At 69.9% G+C, this 21,108-nt stretch carries 16 protein-coding genes; 8 read left to right on the top strand and 8 right to left on the bottom strand.

Translation table 11 applies throughout. The features are described from left to right. Window positions 1-179 precede the first annotated feature (179 nt). From SYV04_RS27745 to SYV04_RS27735, 3 genes are read left to right on the top strand one after another with little or no spacing between them, the layout of a single operon-like run. The gene (locus SYV04_RS27745; protein WP_321548940.1) at window positions 180-659 is read left to right on the top strand and encodes an RNA polymerase sigma factor; all 480 of its coding nucleotides are present in this window, start codon (window positions 180-182) and stop codon (window positions 657-659) included. After that, window positions 656-1,465, top strand: a complete 810-nt coding sequence (locus SYV04_RS27740) for an ActD-like protein (protein WP_321548939.1) — start codon at window positions 656-658, stop codon at window positions 1,463-1,465. Before SYV04_RS27745 ends, SYV04_RS27740 begins: the two co-directional genes overlap by 4 nt. Further along, on the top strand, window positions 1,462-3,744 hold the full coding sequence (locus SYV04_RS27735; RefSeq protein WP_321548938.1) for a caspase family protein: 2,283 nt from the start codon (window positions 1,462-1,464) through the stop codon (window positions 3,742-3,744). Before SYV04_RS27740 ends, SYV04_RS27735 begins: the two co-directional genes overlap by 4 nt. 6 nt (window positions 3,745-3,750) lie before the next feature. Here SYV04_RS27735 and SYV04_RS27730 read toward each other — a convergent pair whose 3' ends face one another. From SYV04_RS27730 to msrB, 4 genes are read right to left on the bottom strand one after another with little or no spacing between them, the layout of a single operon-like run. Then, a complete protein-coding gene (locus SYV04_RS27730) occupies window positions 3,751-4,095 on the bottom strand; it encodes a hypothetical protein (RefSeq protein WP_321548937.1) in 345 nt (114 codons plus the stop codon). 57 nt (window positions 4,096-4,152) lie between these two features. Next, window positions 4,153-4,434, bottom strand: coding sequence for a hypothetical protein (locus tag SYV04_RS27725; protein ID WP_321548936.1), 282 nt, complete (start codon window positions 4,432-4,434; stop codon window positions 4,153-4,155). Window positions 4,435-4,455: 21 nt separating this feature from the next. Continuing rightward, complete coding sequence (locus tag SYV04_RS27720) at window positions 4,456-4,905, bottom strand: DUF6748 domain-containing protein (RefSeq protein WP_321548935.1); 450 nt, start codon at window positions 4,903-4,905, stop codon at window positions 4,456-4,458. Window positions 4,906-4,929: 24 nt separating this feature from the next. Continuing rightward, window positions 4,930-5,346, bottom strand: a complete 417-nt coding sequence (msrB, locus tag SYV04_RS27715) for a peptide-methionine (R)-S-oxide reductase MsrB (protein ID WP_321548934.1) — start codon at window positions 5,344-5,346, stop codon at window positions 4,930-4,932. 336 nt (window positions 5,347-5,682) lie between these two features. On the opposite strand from msrB, the gene dnaN reads away from it, so the two are divergent. From dnaN to SYV04_RS27700, 3 genes are all read left to right on the top strand, one after another. Next, window positions 5,683-6,789: a DNA polymerase III subunit beta gene (dnaN, locus tag SYV04_RS27710; protein ID WP_321548933.1), complete on the top strand. Its 1,107-nt coding sequence runs from the start codon at window positions 5,683-5,685 to the stop codon at window positions 6,787-6,789. 59 nt (window positions 6,790-6,848) lie between these two features. Beyond that, window positions 6,849-8,753 (top strand): sialidase family protein, encoded by a 1,905-nt coding sequence (locus tag SYV04_RS27705; RefSeq protein ID WP_321548932.1) that lies wholly within the window; start codon window positions 6,849-6,851, stop codon window positions 8,751-8,753. A 106-nt stretch (window positions 8,754-8,859) separates the two neighbouring features. Continuing rightward, complete coding sequence (locus SYV04_RS27700; protein ID WP_321548931.1) at window positions 8,860-9,738, top strand: DUF5995 family protein; 879 nt, start codon at window positions 8,860-8,862, stop codon at window positions 9,736-9,738. A gap of 6 nt (window positions 9,739-9,744) precedes the next feature. Here the strand turns inward: SYV04_RS27700 and SYV04_RS27695 are convergent, their stop codons facing one another. From SYV04_RS27695 to SYV04_RS27685, 3 genes are all read right to left on the bottom strand, one after another. Further along, complete coding sequence (locus tag SYV04_RS27695; RefSeq protein WP_321548930.1) at window positions 9,745-13,782, bottom strand: protein kinase domain-containing protein; 4,038 nt, start codon at window positions 13,780-13,782, stop codon at window positions 9,745-9,747. Between the two features lie 199 nt (window positions 13,783-13,981). After that, window positions 13,982-16,480, bottom strand: a complete 2,499-nt coding sequence (locus SYV04_RS27690; protein ID WP_321548929.1) for a lamin tail domain-containing protein — start codon at window positions 16,478-16,480, stop codon at window positions 13,982-13,984. A 148-nt stretch (window positions 16,481-16,628) separates the two neighbouring features. Next, on the bottom strand, window positions 16,629-17,168 hold the full coding sequence (locus tag SYV04_RS27685; RefSeq protein ID WP_321548928.1) for a toxin-antitoxin system YwqK family antitoxin: 540 nt from the start codon (window positions 17,166-17,168) through the stop codon (window positions 16,629-16,631). A gap of 137 nt (window positions 17,169-17,305) precedes the next feature. On the opposite strand from SYV04_RS27685, the gene SYV04_RS27680 reads away from it, so the two are divergent. Both SYV04_RS27680 and recF read left to right on the top strand, forming a co-directional pair. Next, entirely contained in the window at window positions 17,306-18,502 is a 1,197-nt protein-coding gene (locus SYV04_RS27680; RefSeq protein WP_321548927.1) for a hypothetical protein, read from the top strand. A gap of 71 nt (window positions 18,503-18,573) precedes the next feature. Further along, window positions 18,574-19,719 carry a DNA replication/repair protein RecF gene (gene recF, locus SYV04_RS27675; protein WP_321548926.1) on the top strand — a complete coding sequence of 382 codons (1,146 nt, stop codon included), beginning with the start codon at window positions 18,574-18,576 and terminating at the stop codon, window positions 19,717-19,719. On the opposite strand, the gene SYV04_RS27670 is transcribed toward recF, so the two are convergent. Next, window positions 19,707-21,080 (bottom strand): HTTM domain-containing protein, encoded by a 1,374-nt coding sequence (locus tag SYV04_RS27670; RefSeq protein WP_321548925.1) that lies wholly within the window; start codon window positions 21,078-21,080, stop codon window positions 19,707-19,709. The two genes, recF and SYV04_RS27670, sit on opposite strands and share 13 nt — an antisense overlap. Window positions 21,081-21,108 lie beyond the last annotated feature (28 nt).

Here is a 21,108-nt window from a genome sequence, read left to right as displayed (position 1 = left end):
CTTCGCTCACACCTGGCGCGTGTATACCGCTGCCCCTCGGGGCGAGCCGGTGTGCCGCCGTGTCCGAGCTCTCGGGTAGGTACGTGTAGGCAGCGTGCCCGATGAAAAAAGCACGGCGCGGGTAACAGTTCTTTTCGGCCCTGGTGTTTCAAGGGGCGAACGAGGGAGGAGCGAGTCCGGTGGCAATCGATGTGGAGGCCTACTACCGCCGTTACGGGCCTCAGGTGCTCCGGCGCTGCCGCTTCCTCCTGCGAGACGAGGAGAAGGCCGTGGATGCCATGCACGACGTCTTCGTGCAGCTGTTGCGCTACCAGGGGGCGTTGAAGGACTCGGCGCCCTCCAGCCTGCTGCACCGCATCGCCACGCGGGTGTGTCTCAACCGCCTGCGCGGCGCCCGCCGCCGCCCCGAGGACCGGGACGACGAGCTGGTGCTGCGCATCGCCTCCTCCGAGGACACCGAGGCGCGCACCGAGGCGCGGGGGCTGCTGGACCGGCTCTTCGGCCGCGTGCCCGCCTCGAGCCAGGACATCGCCGTGATGCACCTGGTGGATGGAATGACGTTGGAGGAGACCGCGCGCGAGGTGGGCCTGTCCGTCTCCGGGGTGCGCAAGCGCCTGCGGGGCCTGACTTCCGCGCTGCAAGAGATGGAGGCCGCATGACGACCCCGCGCCGTACTCCGGATTGGTTGCTGGAGCGCATCGCCCTGGGCGAGCTGCCCGCCGCGGAGCTGGCCGCGGCGCGCGCCCGCCTGGCGGAGGAGCCCGAGGGAGAGGCCCGCCTGGCCGCGCTCGAGGCGGAGAACCGGGACGTGCTGGAGAAGTTGCCGCCCTCGGCCGTGGCCCGCGAGGTGGAGCTGCGCGCGGCCCAGGCTCGGCGCATGGAGGTGGCCCGAGGGAGCGTCAGCCCTTTGCGCCGCATCGCTCCGGCCTTCGTGCTGGTGCCGGCGCTCGCCGTGGCGCTGCTGATGGTGGTGCGCCCGGAAGGCACACCCACGGGCGGGAGCGGGGAGCTGTCTGGGCTCGAGCCGACGCGCACCAAGGGCCTCGCGCCCCAGCTCGTCCTCCACCGCCAGGGCGCCGCCGGCCCGGAGCGCCTCGTCGATGGCGCCGCCGCCGCCACCGGTGACGTGGTGCAGGTCTCCTATGTGGCCGCGGGCCAGCGCTACGGCGCCATCCTCTCCGTGGACGGGCGCGGCGCGGTGACGCTGCATGCGCCCGATGCGGCCACGGGCGCCGTGCCGCTGGCGCCCTCGGGCACCCACGCGCTGCCGAGCGCCTACGCGCTGGACGACGCGCCCGCCTTCGAACGCTTCTTCCTCATTACCTCGGACACTCCCTTCGCCCTCGAGGAGGTGCTCGCCGCGGCGCGCACGGTGGCCGCTTCGGCCAGCGCTCGCACCGCGCCGCTCGCCCTCCCGGAGCGCTACACGCAGGTGTCCTTCACGCTGGAAAAGGTGTCGCCATGACTCGAGTGCTGATGCTGCTGACGCTGCTGGTGGCGGGAGTGTCCGCCGCGGAGACGCCCGTGGCGGTGCGTCGGCTGGCGCTGCTGGTGGGCGTGAATGACGGCGGAGCGGAGCGCGTGAAGTTGCGCTACGCCACCACGGATGCGCAGGCCTTCTCGAAGGTGCTGGGCGAGCTGGGCGGGGTGACGCCGGCGGACCGGGTGCTGCTGCTGGACACGGGGCGCACGGGGTTGATGGACGGCTTCGCGCGGGTGAAGTCCCTGGCGGAGGCCGCGCGCGCCTCGGGGGCCCAGCGGGTGGAGATGCTGCTCTACTACTCGGGGCACTCGGACGACGAGGGCCTGCTGCTGCAGGGTGACCGCGTGGACTACGGCGAGCTGCGCCGCGCGCTGGCGGCCCTGCCGGTGGATGTGCGCATCGCGGTGCTGGACTCGTGCGCCTCGGGGGCGTTCGCGCGCCGCAAGGGTGGCACTCCGCGCCCGGCGTTCATGGTGGACTCGGGCAGCCAGGTGAAAGGGCAGGCCATCCTCACCTCCTCCAGCGCGGATGAGGTGTCGCAGGAGTCGGACCGGCTGGGTGGCTCGTTCTTCACCCACCACCTGGTCTCCGGCCTGCGCGGCGCGGCGGATGTGACGCGGGATGGACGGGTGACGCTCAACGAGGCCTACCAGTTCGCCTTCCACGAGACGCTGGCGCGCACCGAGCGCACCCAGGGTGGGGCGCAGCACCCGGCCTATGACATCGAGCTGGCGGGCACGGGGGACCTGGTGATGACGGACCTGCGGGCCACCTCCGCGGGGCTGGTGCTGGCGGACGGGCTGGAGGGGCGCTTCTTCGTCCGCGACGAGGCGGGCGTGCTGGTGGTGGAGCTGCTGAAGACGCCGGGGCGGCCCACGGAGCTGGGGCTGGCGCCGGGGCGCTACCAGGTGCGGCGCGAGCTGAACGGGGCGGTGTCCGAGGCGAGCTTCGTGCTCACCGAGGGGCAGCGCACGCCGCTGGCGCCGACCCACTTCGGCTCGGTGCTGCGCGAGGCGACAGTGTCTCGCGGTGGCGAGGCGCCGGTGCTTACGGCTGGAGCGCCCGTGGCGGCGGTGAGCGCGGCGGGCCCGGGGCGCAGGCTGGTGCCCTTCAACGCGGGCCTGCTGCCCGGAGTGAGCATCAACGCGGTGGCGGCGCAGGGTGGGCCGGTGGAGAACCGGGCGGCGGTGGGCGTGATGAACGATGGGACGGCGCTGGCGGGCGGCGCGGCGGTGGCGCTGGTGTCCAACGCGTATGACGAGGAAGTGCGCGGCCTGGCGATGGCGGCGGGCCTGAACGTGGCGGGTGGCAGCGTGCGCGGGGCGCAGCTGGCGACGGCGCTCAACGTGGCGCGCGAGGACCTGAACGGCCTACAGATGACGGCGGGCGTGAACGTGGCGGGCGGGAATGTGCGGGTGGGGCAGTTCGCGGCCGGTGTGAACGTGGCGGGAGGCGCCGTGGCGGGCACGCAGATGAGCGCGGGCGTGAACGTGGCGGGCGGAGACTTCCTGGGCGTGCAGGCGACGGCGGGCGTGAACGTGGCGCGCGGGGGCTTCCGAGGCTTCCAGGGCTCGGCGGGGATGAACTGGGTGGATGGCGCGATGTCGGGCCTGCAGGCGACGGCGGGCTACAACCGAGCCGAGAGCGTGAAGGGCCTGCAACTGGCGCTGCTCAACGTGAGCGGGGATGTGACGGGCGCGCAGGTGGGGTTGATCAACGTGGGCAAGGTGGTGTCGGGGGCGCAGGTGGGGTTGATCAACGTGGCCGAGGAGGTGCGCGGTGTTCCACTGGGGCTGCTCACCTTCGAGGAGAAGGGGCAGCTGCACCTGGAGTTCTGGGCGAGCGACGTGCAGCTGACGAACGTGGCGGTGAAGTTCGGCGGCAAGTACGTGTACACGACGCTGCTGGCGGGCATCGGCCCGGATGACCGGCTGGACCGCTACACCCTCGGCCTGGGGTTGGGAGTTCACCTGCCGCTGGGGCCGCGCTTCTGGCTGGACGTGGACACGGCGGGCAGCACGGTCCACACGGTGCGTCAGCCCTTCCGCGGGGAGAACGTGCTGGCACAAGGGCGGGCGATGTTCGGCTTCCAGGTGGCCAAGCGCTTCGCGGTGTTCGGCGGGCCGACATACAACGCCTACTTCGCCTTCAGTGACTCGGACCGGCGCAAGATGACGACGCTGCCGGTGCGTCAGAACAAGCTGAGCGAGGAGGTCACGGTGCAGCACTGGCCGGGCATGCAGTTCGGCCTGCGCATCTGAGGTGCGCTACTTCCGGTGGAGGGCGATGAACTCCGCGACGAAGTCCAGGTACTTGCGGATGGCTTGCTCGTGGTCGCCGTGGCAGTCGCGCAGATATTTGGCCGCCCAGCCCTCGCCGGGAAATTCGCCCTTCGCCATGAGCCAGTCGAAGAAGCGGCCGTATTCCTCATCTTCAATGCCGTTGCTGAGCATGCAGGAGTGGTAGCCGTTCACGAAGCCCACCATGTGCTCGATGTTGGGCTCTCCGATGTGCATGGCAAGCCTGCCTGCGAGCGTGTCCTTTCGGATGCGCAGGAGGTAGTCCAGCAGCAACACCGGGCGCTGCGGTGGAGCGGTCGGAGCCGAGGTCATGGGCTGCTCACCACCTTCCAGGTGTGACCATCCGGTGCATTGAGGCGCGTGAAGTAATCAGCGGACCTCATCCTGGTTCTTGGTGCTGTAGGCCGTCTGGAGGGCGCGGAGCCACTCCGGAGCGCGGCGGCCGACGTGGGCCTCATAGGCCGCGATCGCCCCGACGATGTCCCCTCGTGCCAGGGCCGCCAGCACCTTGGCGCGGGTGCTCTCCATGATGCCGGGCACCACGCGCGCCGGCAGCGAGGTGGTGGGAGGTGCCGCCACCCCAGAGAGTGAGAGGAGGCAGAGCAGGAGCCCCAGGCGCCATGCGAGGTGGAGCCGAAGTGCCGCGGGCATGGCGAGGGCTCCTCTGTATCGCTACTGCAGGACCTTCTTCACCCGCAGCACCGTGGCGTCGCCTGCGGGCCCCGCCTTCAGCTGCTTGTCGAGCACCGCCTCCACCTTCAACCCGTCCGGCGACTCGTCCGCCGTGCGCATGAGTTCCTCCTGCCGCTCCTGCGAGGGGTTGAGCGCCGAGAGGTCGATCTCGTGAATCTGGATCGCATCCGCGCTCGGGTTCGCCACCGGCACCGCCAGGTGCGTGGCGCACGGCGGGGCGATGCACCGGATGCCGCTGTTGCGCACCACATACGCCACCGGCTGCCCCTGCCCAGCGGCCTCCGAGGTGGACGCGGCCCCCGAGGGGTTCGCCGGCTGCGCGGGCTGAGCGGTATCGGGCAAGGGAGCCTCGGGGGTAGGAGATTGCTTCGCGCACCCGGCCACCAGGCCCAGGCACAGCACGGACAGCGACAGGAGACGGACGTTCATGACAGCCCTCGCGAGTCTCGGCGGTCAGCCCTTCTTCTCGAACTTAAGCGCCGCCGAGTTGATGCAGTAGCGTAGCCCCGTGGGCGCGGGCCCGTCCGGGAACACGTGCCCCAGGTGCCCCTCGCAGCGGCTGCACACTACCTCCGTACGGCGCATGGCGAACGAGAGGTCCTCGTGCTCGTCCACGTGGCTCTTCTCCAGCGGCGCGTAGAAGCTCGGCCAGCCGCAGCCCGACTCGAACTTGGTGTCCGAGGTGAACAGCGGGTTGCCGCACCCGGCGCACTGGTACGTGCCGGTGTCGTGGTGGTTCCACAGCGCCCCGGTGAACGCCCGCTCGGTCCCCTTCTTACGGAGGATGCGGTACTGCTCCGGGTCGAGCTCCTTCTTCCACTCCTCCTCCGTCTTGGTCACCTTCGAGGGCGGGTTCTTCGGTGTGTCCATGGCGGACCTCCTGCCTCCTTATATGCACGAGCCCCTGCTCGGGTTTCACGCCCGCCTGGAGGCGGGGCGGGGAGGCGAGGCAGGAGCCTACCTGTCGCGGCACGAAAATCTCGGACAACCTTCCGGGTTGGAATCGTGTAGAGTCTTCGGCCTCGGATTCACCCCAAGTGCGGAACCTACCTGAATCTCCGAGCAGGTGGGGACGGAATGGTTCCGTCCTCCGGCTTGCCCCGCCTACTGGAGCACGGAGCGGCGAGCCGGTTCGTTGACGCACCCCAATCCCCGGGCTACACCCCCCGGGCAGAGCCGTTCACCGAGGATCCAAGGAAGCCTCCGATGGAATTCCGCATCGCCACCGACGAGCTGAAGAGGGCCCTCCACCGCGCCCAGGGCATCGTGGAGCGCAAGACGACGATGCCCATCCTGGCCAACGTGCTCGTCAACGCCACCAAAAGCGGCGTCACGGTCACCGCCTTCGACCTGGACATCGGCATCGTCTCCGAGCACCCGGCCGAGGTGTCCAAGCCCGGCGCCATCACGGTCAGCGCCAAGTACGTCTTCGACATCGTCCAGAACCTGCCCGACGCGCAGGTGACGCTCAAGAAGCTGGCCAACAACTACGTGGACATCTCCAGCGGCTCGGCGCACTTCAAGATCGTCGGCATGGCCGCCGAGGAGTACCCCAAGCTGCCCAAGGAGGAGAACGCTCCGCTGGTGCAGGTCTCCGGCAACATCCTGCTGGAGATGATCAAGAAGACCCAGTTCGCCATCTCCTCGGACGAGACGCGCTACATCCTCAACGGCGTCTATTTCGAGCCCCAGTCCACCGGCAAGGTGCGCATGGTGGCCACCGACGGCCACCGCCTGTCGCTCATCGAGCGCGAGCTGCCCGGCGACTTCAAGCTCAAGGGCGGCGTCATCATCCCCCGCAAGGGCCTGATGGAGCTCAAGCGCCTGCTGGACGAGGCCCCCGACGCGGAGAGCCACCTGGGCTTCGCGGAGAACTCGGCGCTGTTCAAGAAGCCGGGCCTCACCATGGTGATGCGCCTCATCGACGGCCAGTTCCCCGAGTACCAGCGCGTCATCCCCAAGGAAGGCGAGAAGGTCATCCAGGTCTCCAAGGTACGCTTCCTGGAGAGCCTCAAGCGCATCGCCCTCTTGTCGGCCGACAAGAGCTACGCGGTGCGCATCGGCCTGGAGGAGAACAAGCTCCTCATCACCGCCAACAACCCGGACCTGGGCGAGGCCCGCGACGTGCTGGACGTGGCCTACCGGGGCGGGGACATCACCATCGGCTTCAACGCCCGCTACCTGACCGACGTGCTCACCGTCACCGAGACGGATGAGGTGTCCTTCGAGCTGGGCGACGAGCACAGCCCGGGCGTGCTCCACGCGCCGGGTGACCGCAGCTTCACCGCCGTGGTCATGCCGATGCGCGTCTGAGGCGCTCCCGGGCGGCTCCGCGAGGAGTGGGCTAGAGTCCACTCCCCGTGGGGGCCCCAATGTCCGTCTCGTTCCGTCTCGTCACCGCGCTGGGCGTGCTCGCGCTCCTGTGCGGCTGTCCCTCGAAGAAGCCCCAAGAGCCGCAGCTGGATGGCTCGGCGTTTCCGCTCGTCTACGTCACGCCGCCGGTGGAGGGCGCTGATCCGCGCGTCCTCCAGCAGGTGGAGGCGATGGGCGACAGCGTCTATCTGCTCTCCGCCAACGTGGTCGTCTCCTTCGACAGGCGCCGCACCTGGAAGGAGATCAACGCCGGGGCGCTCGGCTCCATCCACAAGTGGGTCTTCGTCACGCCCACCTCCGGCATTGCCCACACCGGCCAGCACGGGCTGGCCTATATCCAGCTCGACACGGACATCATCTACTACCTCAACGGGGAGCCGGGCTGGAGCGCGTGGGGGCTGCGCAACGGCGACACCCTCTTCACCGTGCGGCAGCAGGTGGACGCCGGCACCTCCCAGCGAGGCGATGAGACGGCTCGGGTGTGGCTCGGCCGTCGACAGCGATTCACCGAGGATGCGCCCTGGCCCGAGGTGGAGCTGCCGCCCCTGCCGTTCAGCTACCGCACGTACCAGCCCTCGGTTCACTTCACCGCCAATGGCGACATCTATGTGGCCTCCTACTTCGGGCTCCAGGTGTCGCGGGATGACGGTCAGACCTGGCAGCAGGTGCCTGTCATGCCCAACGAGCAGGGCTCGATCGATTGGAGAGGCGTGGACCTGTTCGTCACGCGCGCGGGCACCCTCTTCGCGCGCACGCCGAACATGACCTTCGTCTCGCACGACGGTGGCGCGAGCTGGGTGGGCGCGGCGATGCCCGGCGGCATCGGCAACCGGGGCTCCATGATGACGATGGAGGAGCCCGTGCCCGGCGAGCTGCACTTCCGGGACGTGGCGTACCGCTCCACCGACGAGGGGCGCAGCTACCAGCAAGTCTTCACGCTCGAGCGCTACGCGACGGACAAGTCCCTGGAGACGCTCTTCTACCGAGGCGGCGAGTACTACTTCAACCTGGCGCTGCTCAGTAACTTCGTCAGCGCCGCGCCCGATACCTCGCTCGGCATTCTCAACCCGCCCACCGTGGCCAACCTGACGCCGGGCAACCTGATCCGCGCCTTCCCCATGAGCCCCGGGCGCTACGCCGGGCTCTGGAACCAGGGGTTCATCACCTACACGCATGGCGACACCGAGTGGAAGGTGGAGCGCTTCTTCCCCAATACGTACTTCCTGGACAAGTTGCGGGACGGGCGCCTGGCGCTCGCGCGGACCGGAGGCCTGAGCTTCTCGCGGGACGAGGGCGTCACCTGGAGCGAGCCCGGGCCGCTCTTGGGCACGAGTCCCCTTTCGGTCACCGTCAAGTCGCTCGTGGAGATCCCCGGGCGGCTGTTCTTGAGCGGCCGCGACAACGGCGACTGCAACAAGCTCGCGTTGTTGGAGAGCCTCGATGGCGGCGCGAGCTGGCGGGCCGTGAACGCGGCGTCCATTCTGGATGCGCAGCAGGCGCCGGTGAGCACCGACACCCATCACCCGGAGCTGACCACCGCGGACCGGAATGGTCAGCTCCTGGGCCGTGTGTCGGAGCTGTTCGGCTGCAGGGTCCAGAAGTCCTTCACCGCGAGCTCGGAGGACCTGGGCCGCACCTGGAAGGGGACCTCGGAGCGCGTGCCGCTCGCCTCGACGAGCTTCAGCAACCTGCTGGCGGTCGAGGACAGCGGAAACACCGAGGAGATCATGTACTGGGACCGCGCGCAGGGGCGGTGGCAGTCCTATGGCCCTCCCCAGGTCGAGGGGACGACGGTGCGCGAACTCTTCGTGAACGGTGCGCCTTTCCTCCACGTCGATGGTGCCGACTTCGTCTATTTCACGGACAACCATCGCGTGCTTCGGTCGGATCAGCCGGTGCATTGAGGAGCGGGCGGAGGAGCAGGCCCTCGCGGGTCTGCTCTCGCGGCCGACGGGTCCGCATCACAAATGGCAGCCAGGCCCTCCACTCTCCGAGGGAGGACTGCACGCCATGGCGGACACATGCGTCGTTGTCGATTCGAAGGACACGCTCGAGGACTCCCTCGAGCGGATGCGGGAGACCCTGAAGGAGTTCTACGGGAGGCGCGACAACCGGGCCATCTTCCTGCGGGCCTACTACACCATGACGAGCGAGGTGCGGGACGCGCTTCGCGGCGAGGGGGACTTCGCGCAGCCCATCTTCTTCGATTCCAAGTGGGTGGAGGCGCTCGCGGCCGGCTTCGCCCAGCTCTATTTCGACTCCCTGGAGACGCCTCGGAACAAGGCCTGGGCGCTGGCTCACGGCACGGCGTGCAAGCCGCGCGCGAGTGTCCTCGAGAACCTCCTGCTCGGCATCAACGCGCACATCAACGTCGACCTGGCCTTCAGCGTCCACACGCTCCTCGTGGGCGGCGGAGAGGCCACGAATCTCGAGCAACTGGCCCGCCGGAAGTTCGATCATGATCAGATCAACAACGTCCTCATGCGCAGCCTGCCCAAGATTCAGGACGTGCTGGCGCGGGAGTTCGGGGGCGGGGTGCGGTTCTTCAGCCGGCTGTTCGGCAAGGTGGATGAGCTGCTTACCATCACGGGGCTGCGCTACTACCGCGACCGCGTGTGGTGCAACGTGCTGGGCCTGCTGGCGGCGAAGGATGCGGAGGAGCGCAGGAAGGTGGAGCTGCGCCTCGAGTGGGAGTCGCTCCAGGTGGCCGAGTTCATCTCTCAGGGCAGTCTGCTGAACTACGTGGCCTGGGGCTTCGACAGTCTGCTCAAGCAGTGGCGCTTCGAGGAGCCCCAACTGGAGCCGACCGCTGACCGCTTCAGTATTCCGAGGCCGCTGCGCTCCCAGGCCCAGCAGCGGATGTACCACCGCCTGCAGCTGCCGTACTGAGCGCTCCTACGCGGGAGAGGCCTCCTCTGACAGGGTGCCCAGTGCCTCCAGAGCCCGTTGCTCGAAGGCGTGGGCGCCCTGTGAGCGGGCGATGTGGAGCGCCTGGGAGAAGCACTCCCGGGCCTCCGCCTCGCGGCCCAGCGCCCTCAGGGCCTCGCCGCGGAAGCGGTGCAGCTCGGCCTCGTAGAAGCGCTCCCCCGTCTCCTCCGGCTGGTGGATGACGGTGAGGAGCAGCTCCAAGGCCTCGCGGGGATTGCCCAGCTTCAGGTGCATCTCCGCCAGCAGGCCGAGGCTGTGCTGGTACAGGCCGGCGCGGATTCCCAGGTGGCTCCAGCGGGCGATGCCCTCGCGCATGAGCTCCAGGCTCCGCCGGGCGTGGCCGCGCTCGGACAGGGCCCACAGATGGACCAGGGTGCACCACAGCTCCCAGGCCTGGAAGCCGTTCTCCCGCGCCAGCGTGATGGCCTCCTGCCCCCAGTGGAGCGCCCCCTCCACGTCCCGGCGGAGGTGACAGGCCACGGTGACATACGTCAGCGCGCTGGCGATGGTGTGCGGGTGCTTGATGCTCCGCGACAGCCGCAGCGCTTCCTGGCTGAAGCGGCGGGCCTCCTCGTCCCGCCCCATCACCGAGAGCACCAGGGCGCCGAACGACAGGGCCATGGCGCGGGGATCCACCCAGTGCTTCTCGGCCAGCCGCTGGTGCTCGGCGAGGCTGAAGTCCTTCGAGCTCTCCAGCGCCCGGTGGATGTGCTCCAGGGCGGTGGGGATGCGGCCCCAGATGAAGAGGACGGAGGCCAGCATCCGGTGGCCCAGGGCGAGCAGCTCCCGGTCCTGGTGGCGTTGGCCCAGCTCCACCAGCCGCAGCGCGAGCGCGTGCGCCTGGGGGTACTCCGCGCGCGAGAAGTAGTAGGCGAAGGGGCCCCAATAGGACAGGTGGAGCTGGGGCAGCGCCTCGCCTACCTGAAGGAAGAGCTCCTGCGCCCGCGCGTAGGTGTGCTCCACCTCAGGCGCGCGATAGCCCTGGAGCTGGGCCAGCGGCGTGCCCAGGGCGATGAGCAGCTCCAGCTCCTTCTGGGTGCGCCGGGCGGTGTCGCCCAGCGCGGGCAGCAGCGAGAGTGCCTGACGGAAGTGGCTGACGGCCTCCGCGTTGGCCGAGCGCAGGTTGGCGCGCAGCCCCGCCTGGGTCCAGGCGTCGATGGCTCGCTCGGACTCTCCGGCCTCGGTGAGGTGGTGGGCCAGGAGCTCGGGCTGGAACTCCACCGTCTCCGGGAAGCGCTCCATCAGCGCCTGGGCGATGCGCTGGTGATAGCCCCGGCGGGTGCCGCGATGCAGGGACTGGAAGGCCGCGTCCTGCAGGAGCGCGTGGCGGAACGGATAGCCGGCGTCCGTGCCTTGTTGTGGGGATTCGAGCAGCCCCTCCGCCACCAGCGCCTCCAGGTCGCGGCGTACGCCGGCCTCGTCCCGCTGGAGGACGTGGGCGAGCACCGAGAGCGGAAAGCCGCGCCCCAGCACCGCGCACACCTGCGCCAGGATTCGCTGTCGCGAGGGCAACAGGTCCAGCCGCGCCAACAGCAGCTCGTGCAGGCTGGCCGGGATGGCGGGCACGTGCCTCGGGGCCTTCGCCTCCAAGGCGGAGGGCTGGTCCAGCATCATGTGCGTCAGCTCTTCGACGAAGAGGGGGATGCCATCCGTTCTGGCCACGAGCTGGTTCAGGGTGTCGTCGGACAGCTTCCGGCCGTGCGCGACCGCGCGCACCAGCTCCGCGGTGCGCTCCGCGGGGAGGCGCTCCAATTCGAGCCGGTGCATCGAAGCCGCAGGGGGCCAGGTGGGGTGGAAGTCCGGGCGGGCGGTGAGGACGACGAGCAGGCGTTCTCGCCCCACGTGCTCCATCACGAGGCTGATCAGCTCCAGGGAGGAGGGGTCTGCCCAGTGTACGTCCTCGACGAAGGCGAGCACCGGCCGCTGGTGCGTGGCGCGCAGCAGCAGCGTCAGGAGCCCCTTGAGCGTGCCTTCCTTCCAGCGCTCCGGAGAGAGGGATGCGGGGCGCGCCGCTTCGGCGCCCGGCACGGCCAGCAAGGCGGACAGCAGGTATTCCTGCTCCGAGCTCAGGCCCAGGGAGCGCTCCGGCTGCCCCGGCTCGGAGGCAGGGGCGGGGGGAAGCTCCCGCCGCATGTGGCGCAGCAGCTCGATGAAGGGGTGGAAGGCGGTGGCGCTGAACTGGGGCCAGCACTGACACTGGAAGTGGATGCAGTCCTCCCGAGGAACCCGCGCTCGCAGCTCCTGGAGGAGGCGCGACTTGCCGATGCCCGCATCCCCACTGACGAGCACGAGCGAACCATGTCCACGGCGGGCCTGCTGCCAGCGCTCCAGCAGCCGGCGCAGCTCGAGCTCGCGGCCCACCAGCGGCGTGAGGCTCCCGGCGGCGCGCACCCGATCGAAACGGAACTTCGCGGGGCGCTCCCGGAGCACGCGGTAGAACTCCAGGCTCCGCGTCCCGGCCAGGCCCGTGAAGGCGCGGGAGCCGGCGGGCTCCGCCTCGAAGGTTCCCCGCACCAGCGCCCAGGTACTCTGACTGGCGAGGAGCATGCCCGGGGCGGCGTGTCCCGTGATCCACGTGGTGAGCTTCGGGGCCTCGTTGTGAATGAAGAGCGGCGAGCCCTGCGGCTGCCGCGAGAGGGCTCTCAGCGCCACCTCGTCCGTATGCACGCCCACCCGGACCTGCAGCGTGCGCAGGGGAAGCCCGGGCAGCTTGCGCTGGAGGGTGGAGGGGATTTCACGGATCAGGTGCAGCCCCGCGCGGACCGCGCGCTCCGTGTCCTCCTCGTGCGCCACCGGGCAGCCGAAGCACGCCTGCACCTCGTCTCCCAGGTACACGGCGATGGTGCCGCCGTAGCGCTGGAGCAGCTCCTCGCAGCACTGGAGGAAGGCCTCTTGCAGCTCTCCCAGGTCATCGCTGTCCAGCCCCTGGGCGACCTCCGCGAGCCCCGCCAGCGCGCAGGAGACGAGCGTCACCTGGCGCCGCTCGGGGGCCTTGCCTCGGGAAGCCTCCCGCCGCTGGCCGAAGCGCTCCGCCAGCTCGCGCAGCTCCTCGGCGAACTCCCGCGCCGTGGGGAAGCGCCGCTCGGGCTCCTTGGCCAGCGCCGTGGACAGCAGCTGCTCCACTTCGCGCGGCAGCCCAGGGCTCCGGCCGCGCACGGGCGGCACCGGCTCGGGGGACGTCACCTGCTCGCGCAGCGCGTCCGGAGAGGCGCTGTGCGGATAGGGCGGCTCCCCCGTGAGCATCTCGTAGAGGAGGGCGCCCGCGGCCCAGATGTCGGTGCGCTCGTCCTGCGGCAGGCTCCGCCACTGCTCCGGGGCCATGTAGGCCGGAGTGCCGGCCGAGGGCAGGTGGGGCTCCGATGAGGCACCCGAGGACATGAGGTGGGCCAGGCCGAAGTCGAGCAGCTTCGGCGTGCCCTGCGGGGTGAGGAAGACGTTGGTGGGCTTGAGGTCCCGGTGGACGATGTGGTGCTCGTGGGCGTGCGCCAGCCCCTCGGCGATGCCGAGCATGATGTCCAGGGCGCGCCCCGGCGAGAGCCGCTCTCGCCGCATGCGCACGGCGAGCGACTCGCCCCGCAGGCACTCCATGATCAGGAATGGGATGCGCGGCTCCCAGCTCGCGGCGCTCCACTCGGACACGTCGAAGACGCGGACGATGTTCTCGTGGTCGAGCTGGGCGATGGCACGCGCCTCGCGCAGCAGCGCGCGCAGGGGCTCCTCGCCGAGCGCCTCGTGGGGCTGGAGGAACTTGAGCGCCACGACGCGCTGGAGCTTCTCATCCCACGCGCGGAATACCCGACCCATGGCCCCGCCGCCCAGCTCCGCGAGAATCTCGAAGCGCTGGCCGTCCTTGCCGCCCAGGCGTTCTCCGCGCACGGGCAAGCGGAGCGGCAGGGGCCCCCTGGCCACCTCGTGCAGCAGGGAATCGCCGAAGTCGAGGTCCTCCTCGCCTGGGGACAGCTCGGACTGAGGCGGCCCGTCGGTGGGGCCATGGTCCTCTTGCATCACAACCCCCTGCTGCTCGCAGGTCGCGGCGAGCGCATGAGGTAAATGTGCGTCCGGAGCCAGAGGACTCAACCCAGCGAGCGGCGGGGCGGGCTTCGCTGCTTGCCTGCATGTCCCTCCCCGCCCTCTCCCAGGACCGAGGGAGAGGGCGCTGTCCACTTCGGGGTGGACAGGAGGGGGCACTTCAGGGCGGAGGTGCCTAGAAGGCGCTGCCGTTGGCGCGCTTGCCGGCCGAGGCGGACAGCGTGGACAGGGCGTTGTGCAGCACGAACGACGCGCCCGCGGTGGCATCCGGGCTCCGGTTCATGGACACGCCATCGGCCGAGGCCAGCGTGCTGCCATAGGTGTAGCTGTCGATGCTGGCACCGGCGGCGTTCTTCACCGTGACGGTGTCGCCGCTGTTGCCCAGGTTGAGGCCCCCGGTGGTGGCGGCCACGGCATTGGGCACGCCGGCAGGGATGCCGGAGGCCCCGCCGAACACCACCAGCGCCTTGCCCGCGGGCAGCACGGTGCCGGAGGGGAAGGTGTGGCGCACGGCGGTGGCGTCCCAGAGCGCCCAGCCGCTGAGGTCCAGGCTGGTGCCGCCCACGTTGACCACCTCGATGAACTCGCCGGCGGTGGCCGAGCCGGGCTCGTTGGCGAGGATCTCATTGAGGACGAGACGCGCGGGAGCCACGAGGGAGAAGGCGGCGTTGCTGATGTCCGAGGGGTTGCCGTCCAGGGCATTGGCGACGCGCACGCGGGCGCTCGTGGAAGTCGAGGTCGGCAGGGTCCAGGCATACGCACCCGAGGCGGCCGACACGTTGGCGGCGATCAGCGTCCAGCTGGCGCCGTTGTCGAGCGAGTAGTGGAGGTCCACGTTGCTCAGGCCGGAGGCGCTCCAGGTGATGTTCTGCACGCTGTCCGTCGCCCACTGCTCGCCGCCATTGGGGGAGGTGAGCGTCACCGTCGCGGGGATGACCACGCAGGAGAACCCATCCCCCGTGTAGCCGGGGTTGCAGGTACACGTGAAGGAGCCGGGGATGTTGGTGCAGGTGGCGTTCACGCTGCAGCCGCCGTTGTTCAACGCGCACTCGTTGCTGTCGGCGACGAGGAACTCCTTGCTGAGCGAGGCGGAGAACGTCTGGTTGGACAGCGGCGTCAGCAGATAGCTGGAGCCGGAGAGAGGCTGGAGCTGCACGTTGGTGTAGGTGCCGGGCAGCAGGCGGATCTGGAAGCGGCCATCGGCGCCAGAGACGGGGTACAGATCGTTCCAGCTGTTGCCGCCGTAGACGTAGCCGGTCATCCGGACGTCGGGCACGGGCTGGCCGCTGCTGTTGATGATGCGGCCGTTGAGCAGGATGTCGGAGGTGGTCAGGTTGAGGGTGGTGTTGGAGCTGAAGGGCTGAGCGGAGAAGAGCGTCTGGGAGCCGCTGAAGCCATTGGAATTGAAGGAGACACCGACGTCGTAGGTGCCCGCGGCCAACTGCAGCAGGTAGTTGCCGGACGCGTCCGTGGTGGCCCGGTGGATGATGTTGCCGGCCTCGGCGTACACCGAGGTGCCCGCGGCGATGCTGCCGTCAGCGAAGTGGACCTGGCCGCTCAGGGTGATGGTGCCGGCCAAGGTGAAGTCCTTGGAGAGCGAGGCGGTGAAGGTCTGATTGGGCAGCGGGGTGAGGACGTAGGAGGAGCCGGAGGGAGGCTGGAGCCGCACGTTGGTGTAGGTGCCGGGCAGCATGCGGACCTGGAAGCGACCATCGGCGCCAGAAACGGGGAACAGATCATTCCAGCTGTTGCCGCCGTAGACGTAGCCGGTCATCCGGACATCGGGAACGGGCTGGCCGCTGCTGTTGATGATGCGGCCGTTGAGCAGGATGTCGGAAGTGGTCAGGTTGAGGATGGCGTTGGAGCTGAGGGGCTGAGCCGAGAAGAGCGTCTGGGAGCCGCTGAAGCCATTGGAGTTGAAGGAGACGCCGACGTCGTAGGTGCCCGCGGCCAGCTGCAGCATGTAGTTGCCGAACGCGTCCGTGGTGGCCCGGTGGATGATGTTGCCGGCCTCGGCGTACACCGAGGTGCCCACGGCGATGCTGCCGTCGGCGAAGTGGACCTGGCCGCTGAGAGTGATGGTGCTGGCCAAGGTGAAGTCCTTGGAGAGCGAGGCGGTGAAGGTCTGATTGGGCAGCGGGGTGAGGACGTAGGAGGAGCCGGAGGGAGGCTGGAGCCGCACGTTGGTGTAGGTGCCGGGCAGCATGCGGACCTGGAAGCGACCATCGGCGCCAGAGACGGGGAACAGATCATTCCAGCTGTCGCCGCCGTAGACGTAGCCGGTCATCCGGATGTCGGGCACGGGCTGGCCGCTGCTGTTGAGGATGCGGCCATTGAGCAGGATGTCGGAGGTGATCAGGTTGAGGGTGGTGTTGGAGCTGAAAGGCTGAGCGGAGAAGAGCGTCTGGGAGCCGCTGAAGCCATTGGAATTGAAGGAGACACCGACGTCGTAGGTGCCCGCGGCGAACTGCAGCAGGTAGTTGCCGGACGCGTCCGTGGTGGCTCGATGGGTGATGTTGCCGGCCTTGGCGTACACCGTGACGCCCGCGGCGATGCTGCCGTCGGCGAAGTGGACCTGGCCGCTCAGGGCTACTTGCGCCCAGGCAGCGCCGGGCAGGCACAACAGGACCACGGCCAGCAGGGCCGTGTGACGAAGAGAAGCGCGTAAGGACATGGGGGGTTGGCTCCGCGAAAGCACTGGGGAGGATTCGGTACGTCACTCCCGTTTCCGTGGAAAACGGGGACTTCATGGTTCTTAAACCATGCGGGTCTGACGTTTTCGCGGGTGTGGCTTCGCGGGGAAAACCCCCGTGCGGAGCGTGCTACGGCTCGGGCGTGGCGGCCCGCGCGGGGGCCGCTTCGGGCTTCTTGCCCTTCAGGCCCTTGTCCCAGAGTTCCTCGGAGGCGAGGCGCCCATCCGCGGAGTAGGTTCGCGCCCGCCCGTGCTTCTTGCCGCCCTGGAAGTGCGTCTCCGAGAGGAGCTGGCCCTCGGCGCTGTACTTCACCTGGCGCCCCTCCAGCTTGCCCTCCACGAAGTCCTCCTCCGTCCACGAGCCGTCCGGGCTCATCGTGACGTGGCGGCCGTGCTTCTTGCCTTCCTTCCAGTCTCCGAAGGCCTGCCCCTCGCCGTTCTTGCACACCACGGCGGGGCCCTCCTTCACTACCCGCTCCTTCACCTTCGCCTTGCACTCCAGCGGGCCGGTCTTCTTCGCCGGGCCCGGGGTGGAGGTGGCGCCCTCGGGGCACTCCAGCGTCCAGGAGCCACAGGCGGCATCCGCCTGCCGCTTGTCCATGGCGAGCGCCGGCGGGGCGAGCAGCAACGAGAGGGAGAGGGCGGCCAGGGAGGGGAGCTGCGGCTTCATGGGGGGCCTCGTGTGCAGGCAGTCAACATCGCCGGGGCGCCTGCCCCGTGCCAAGGGGGGAGTCTACCGTTCACCGGTGCCAATCCCTGGCTGCCAGGCCTGTCACCAGCCGGGCTCCTCCTTATAGTGGAGGGAACGTGGCGACCCATCCCGACATCCTGCGGGCGCGGCTGGAGGACCGGGCGGACCTCCTGGAGGCCTCGCGCCTGCGCTACCGCGCGCTGCAGGGGATGCTCCAGGCCTTCTTCTGGAGGGACCGGGTGCGGGCCAACCTGGAGCTGCTGCGCGAGGTGGCCCAGGCCGAGCCGGAGGTGGTCGCCACCCTGGCCGCCGTGGAGCGCCGGGCCGCCGCCGAGGGGTGGCCTCGGGGCTCGGCGCCGGTGAAGTTGTTCACCGAGGTGGGGCACCTGCGCGAGGCGGTGGCAGTGGCGGTGGCGCGGCGGCTGGCCTCGGCAGCGGCGGCGCCCGGTACGCTGAGCGAGGCGCTGCTGCGGCTGGAGGAGGAGGTGCTCGCCACCGGGCCGCTGCTGGGGCGCCGCGCGTGGGCCCGGGCGGTGGAGGTGTTGCCGCGAAACCTCCCGGAGCTGCGCGCCGCGTGCGTCTCGGCCGAGGTGTTCGAGCGCGTCTTCAAGCGCCCCACGCCCGAGGGGGTGCTGCCCTTCAACCCCGCCGAGGCGGAGGAGCTCTGTCGCGCGCTGCCCCTGGCGGAGGCCGCGCTGCTCGCCCTGTGGGAGCGGCTGGAGCGCTTCGATGAGAGCGGACGGGTGCGCACCTTCCTCGAGCGCCGCGTGCGCCGCGCGCCCCAGCGGGTGCCGCGCAGCGGGCCGGAGCTGCTGCTGCACGCGGCCTTCTGGCAGGACGTGGCGCGCGCGCGGCTGGGCGCACTGATGGAGGCGCGGCTGGCCCCGGTGGTGCCTCGCGAGGCGGAGGTGCCCCAACTGTTGGTGTGGCTGGCGGCGCGCGAGGGTTCCCCGGAGGCGCGGCTGACGGCGGGCGAGGCCTTCGGAGAGGGGCGGGCGGGCCTGTTCGAGCTGGCCCTGGAGCTGGCGCTGCTGTCCCGCGCCCGGCCCGTGGGGGTGTGGAACGAGGAGGCCGCCTGGGTGCGGCTGTGGACGGCGGCGCAGCGGGCCCGGGAGGAGACGGGGCCGGACGTGGAGCGCCTGCGCGAGGCGCTGCGGCTGTTCATCCTCCTGCGGGGGCAGGCGCGGACGCCCGCGCGACTGTTCTCCCCGGAGCGCGCGGCGGTGGCCGCTCATGAGGTGAGCGCGGAGGTGACGGACCTGCCTGGATTGGTCCAGGCGGCCCGTGCCGCCGCGTCCCGCGCCTCGGGCTGACTGCCTGGCGGCTGGCCAGGGCAGTACGATTAATGCCCATGCTGGCCGGGAGCGGTTAGGGTTCAGGGGCCTTGCGCCTGCTCGCGCTCCACGTCCAGGACTTCCGAAACCTCCACCAGGTCTCCCTGGCGCCGAGCCCCCACGCCACCATCGCCGTGGGGCAGAACGGCCAGGGCAAGACGAACCTGCTGGAGGCGCTCTACTTCCTGGCCACGCTCAAGCCGCTGCGCGCCGGCCGGCTGTCGGAGCTGGTGCGCTGGAGCGCGCAGAACGCCCGGGTGACGGGCCGGTTCCTGCTCAAGGGGGCCGAGCGGGAGATCTCCGTGGAGGTGGGCGGCGGGGTGCGGCAGGCCTTCGTGGACGGAAAGAAGGCCGCGAGCCTGGAGGAGTACTTCGGCGGCGTGGCGGTGGTGGCGTTCACGCCGGATGATCTCGAGGTCATCAAGGGCGGCCCGGAGGCGCGGCGCACCTTCATGGACCGGGCGGTGTTCAACCGCTTCCCTGCGTTCCTGAAGGAGAGCCGCGACTACACGCGGGCGCTGAAGAACCGCAACCGGCTGCTGCGCGAGGGGCCGGCGGCGGACCCCGCTTATCTGGACGCGTATGACGAGACGCTCGCGCGCGCGGGGGCGCGGATCTACGTGCGGCGGCGGGCGTTGATGGCGGAGCTGTCGCCCCGGGCGCAGGCCACGTTCGCCTCCATTGGCCGCACGCCGGATCCGGCGACGTACGGCTATCACCCGGCGCACCTGGGGCAGGACTTCGCCGAGGCGGATGATGCGAAGCTGGCCGACGCGCTGCTGGAGGCGTTGGCGGGGCGCAGGCGGCGCGACTTGGAGCGGGGCTTCACCTCGGTGGGGCCGCACGTGGACGACGTGGCGGTGACGCTGGGAGGCCGCAGCGCGCGGGCCTATGCGAGCCAGGGGCAGCAGCGGGCGCTGGTGTTGGGGTGGAAGATCGCGGAGATCGAAAACCTGCACGCGTCGTTGGGCTTCCTTCCGCTGTTGATGCTGGATGACGTGTCCAGCGAGCTGGATCCGGAGCGCAACGCGTACCTGATGAGCTACCTGGCTGGCAGCGGCGCGCAGGTGTTCCTCACCACCACGGACGCGAGCCTGGTGCGCGGCGCGGCGGCCGCGGACACGCTGTGGATGGACGTACACGGGGGGCAGGTGACGCCCCGGCCCGTGGATACGCCCGCGCCTCAGGGCTCCTGAGCGTCGGCATCCTCCTCGTCGGAGGAGAGCGCCACCGCCTCCTCTCGCAGGGGGAGGATCCACGTCGCGGCCCGCAAGCTGTGGGGCTGGGCGGCGAGGTCGACCGTGGGGTCCACCAGCGGCTGATGCGGACGGCCATTCAGCGACACCCATACGTCCGCGAAGACCTGAATCCCCGGTCGTCCCTGGTGCTCATACTGGCGGGCAATTCGCTGGGCGAACTGCAAGACCAGGTCGGGCCGCGTCGTCATCTTCGAGTACTGGCGCTTGCTGAGCAGCGGTTCGGGGTCCACGTCCCAGCGCTCACCCGTGCGCGGATCTCTCGCCTCGAAGATGACCGAGCCCTTCTTGTTCCGCAGCTTCATGTGCCAGGAGAAGTTGTGGCCCTGCTCGGTCCAGTTGACCTCGCCCGGGTAGAGGAAGTGGCGGAGGGGCAGCAAGGCCTGGAGCGTGAGCCAGAGGGCGAAGAAGGCCACCCCGGCCTGCTGTGTCCAGGAGCCAGTGGCGGGCGTCTCCGCTGCTTCGGAAGCGCGCCAGGGCCACACCCGCTCGAGCCACCGGCGCACGGTGGAAGGCTCGAAGAACAAGGGCAGGGCGGCGATCATGAGCCAGGGGAAGATGCCGATCCGGAAGAGGTTCGCGTTGGTGAGGTGGAACGCGACCGCGGCGGCGACGGCCCAGGGGCGCGTGCGCCGCCAGAGCAGGGCGGGCGCCACCAGCAGGTCGAAGGCGGTGCCGCTGAAGGCGAACAGCCGAGCCGCCCACGCTTTCTCCGCCAGCGGCGCGGTGAGCTCCCACTTGCGCAGGAACATGGCGCCGGGCACGCCGCTGAGCCAGTCCGCGTCGAACTTGGCGATGCCTCCGAAGAAGTAGACCAGGCCCACCTGGGCGCGGATGAGCCAGAGCGTCCAGGTGGGAGCAGTGCTGCTCGGGCGCGCCAGCCCCAGCCGTGTGTCGAGCGAGAACGCCCTGCCTGCGGGCACCCAGATGAGGAGGAAGGCCAGCAGACACACCAGGTACAGGTGATTGAGGTAGTTCGCTGGATCCAGCAGGAAGACGTAGGAGAAGCCCAGCCAGAACAGGGGCGCGGCCACGCGGTAGAACAGGCCCACGGTGAGCATCGCCGCCAGGACGCCCAGCACCGCGAAGTGGACGTACATCCCCAGGCCGGGCCAGGGCTTGACCCACTCGAAGCCGTAGTAGCTGAAGAAGAAGTCCGGCCGGATGTAGTAGGTCTTGATCCATCCCTTGGAGAAGAAGCGGAACACCTCCACCAGCAGCGTGGCGCCGAAGATGATCCGGAAGTAGGCCAGGGGCGCGATGTCGACAGGGGCCAGCAGCCGAGCGCGCAGCGGTCGCATGGGGTTGGAGCAAACCACGAATACCCTC

This window comes from Hyalangium ruber (genome assembly GCF_034259325.1).
Lineage (GTDB): Bacteria > Myxococcota > Myxococcia > Myxococcales > Myxococcaceae > Hyalangium_A > Hyalangium_A rubrum.
Note: the sequence above shows the minus strand (reverse complement) of the source record. Positions and strands in the feature narration are given on the sequence as shown.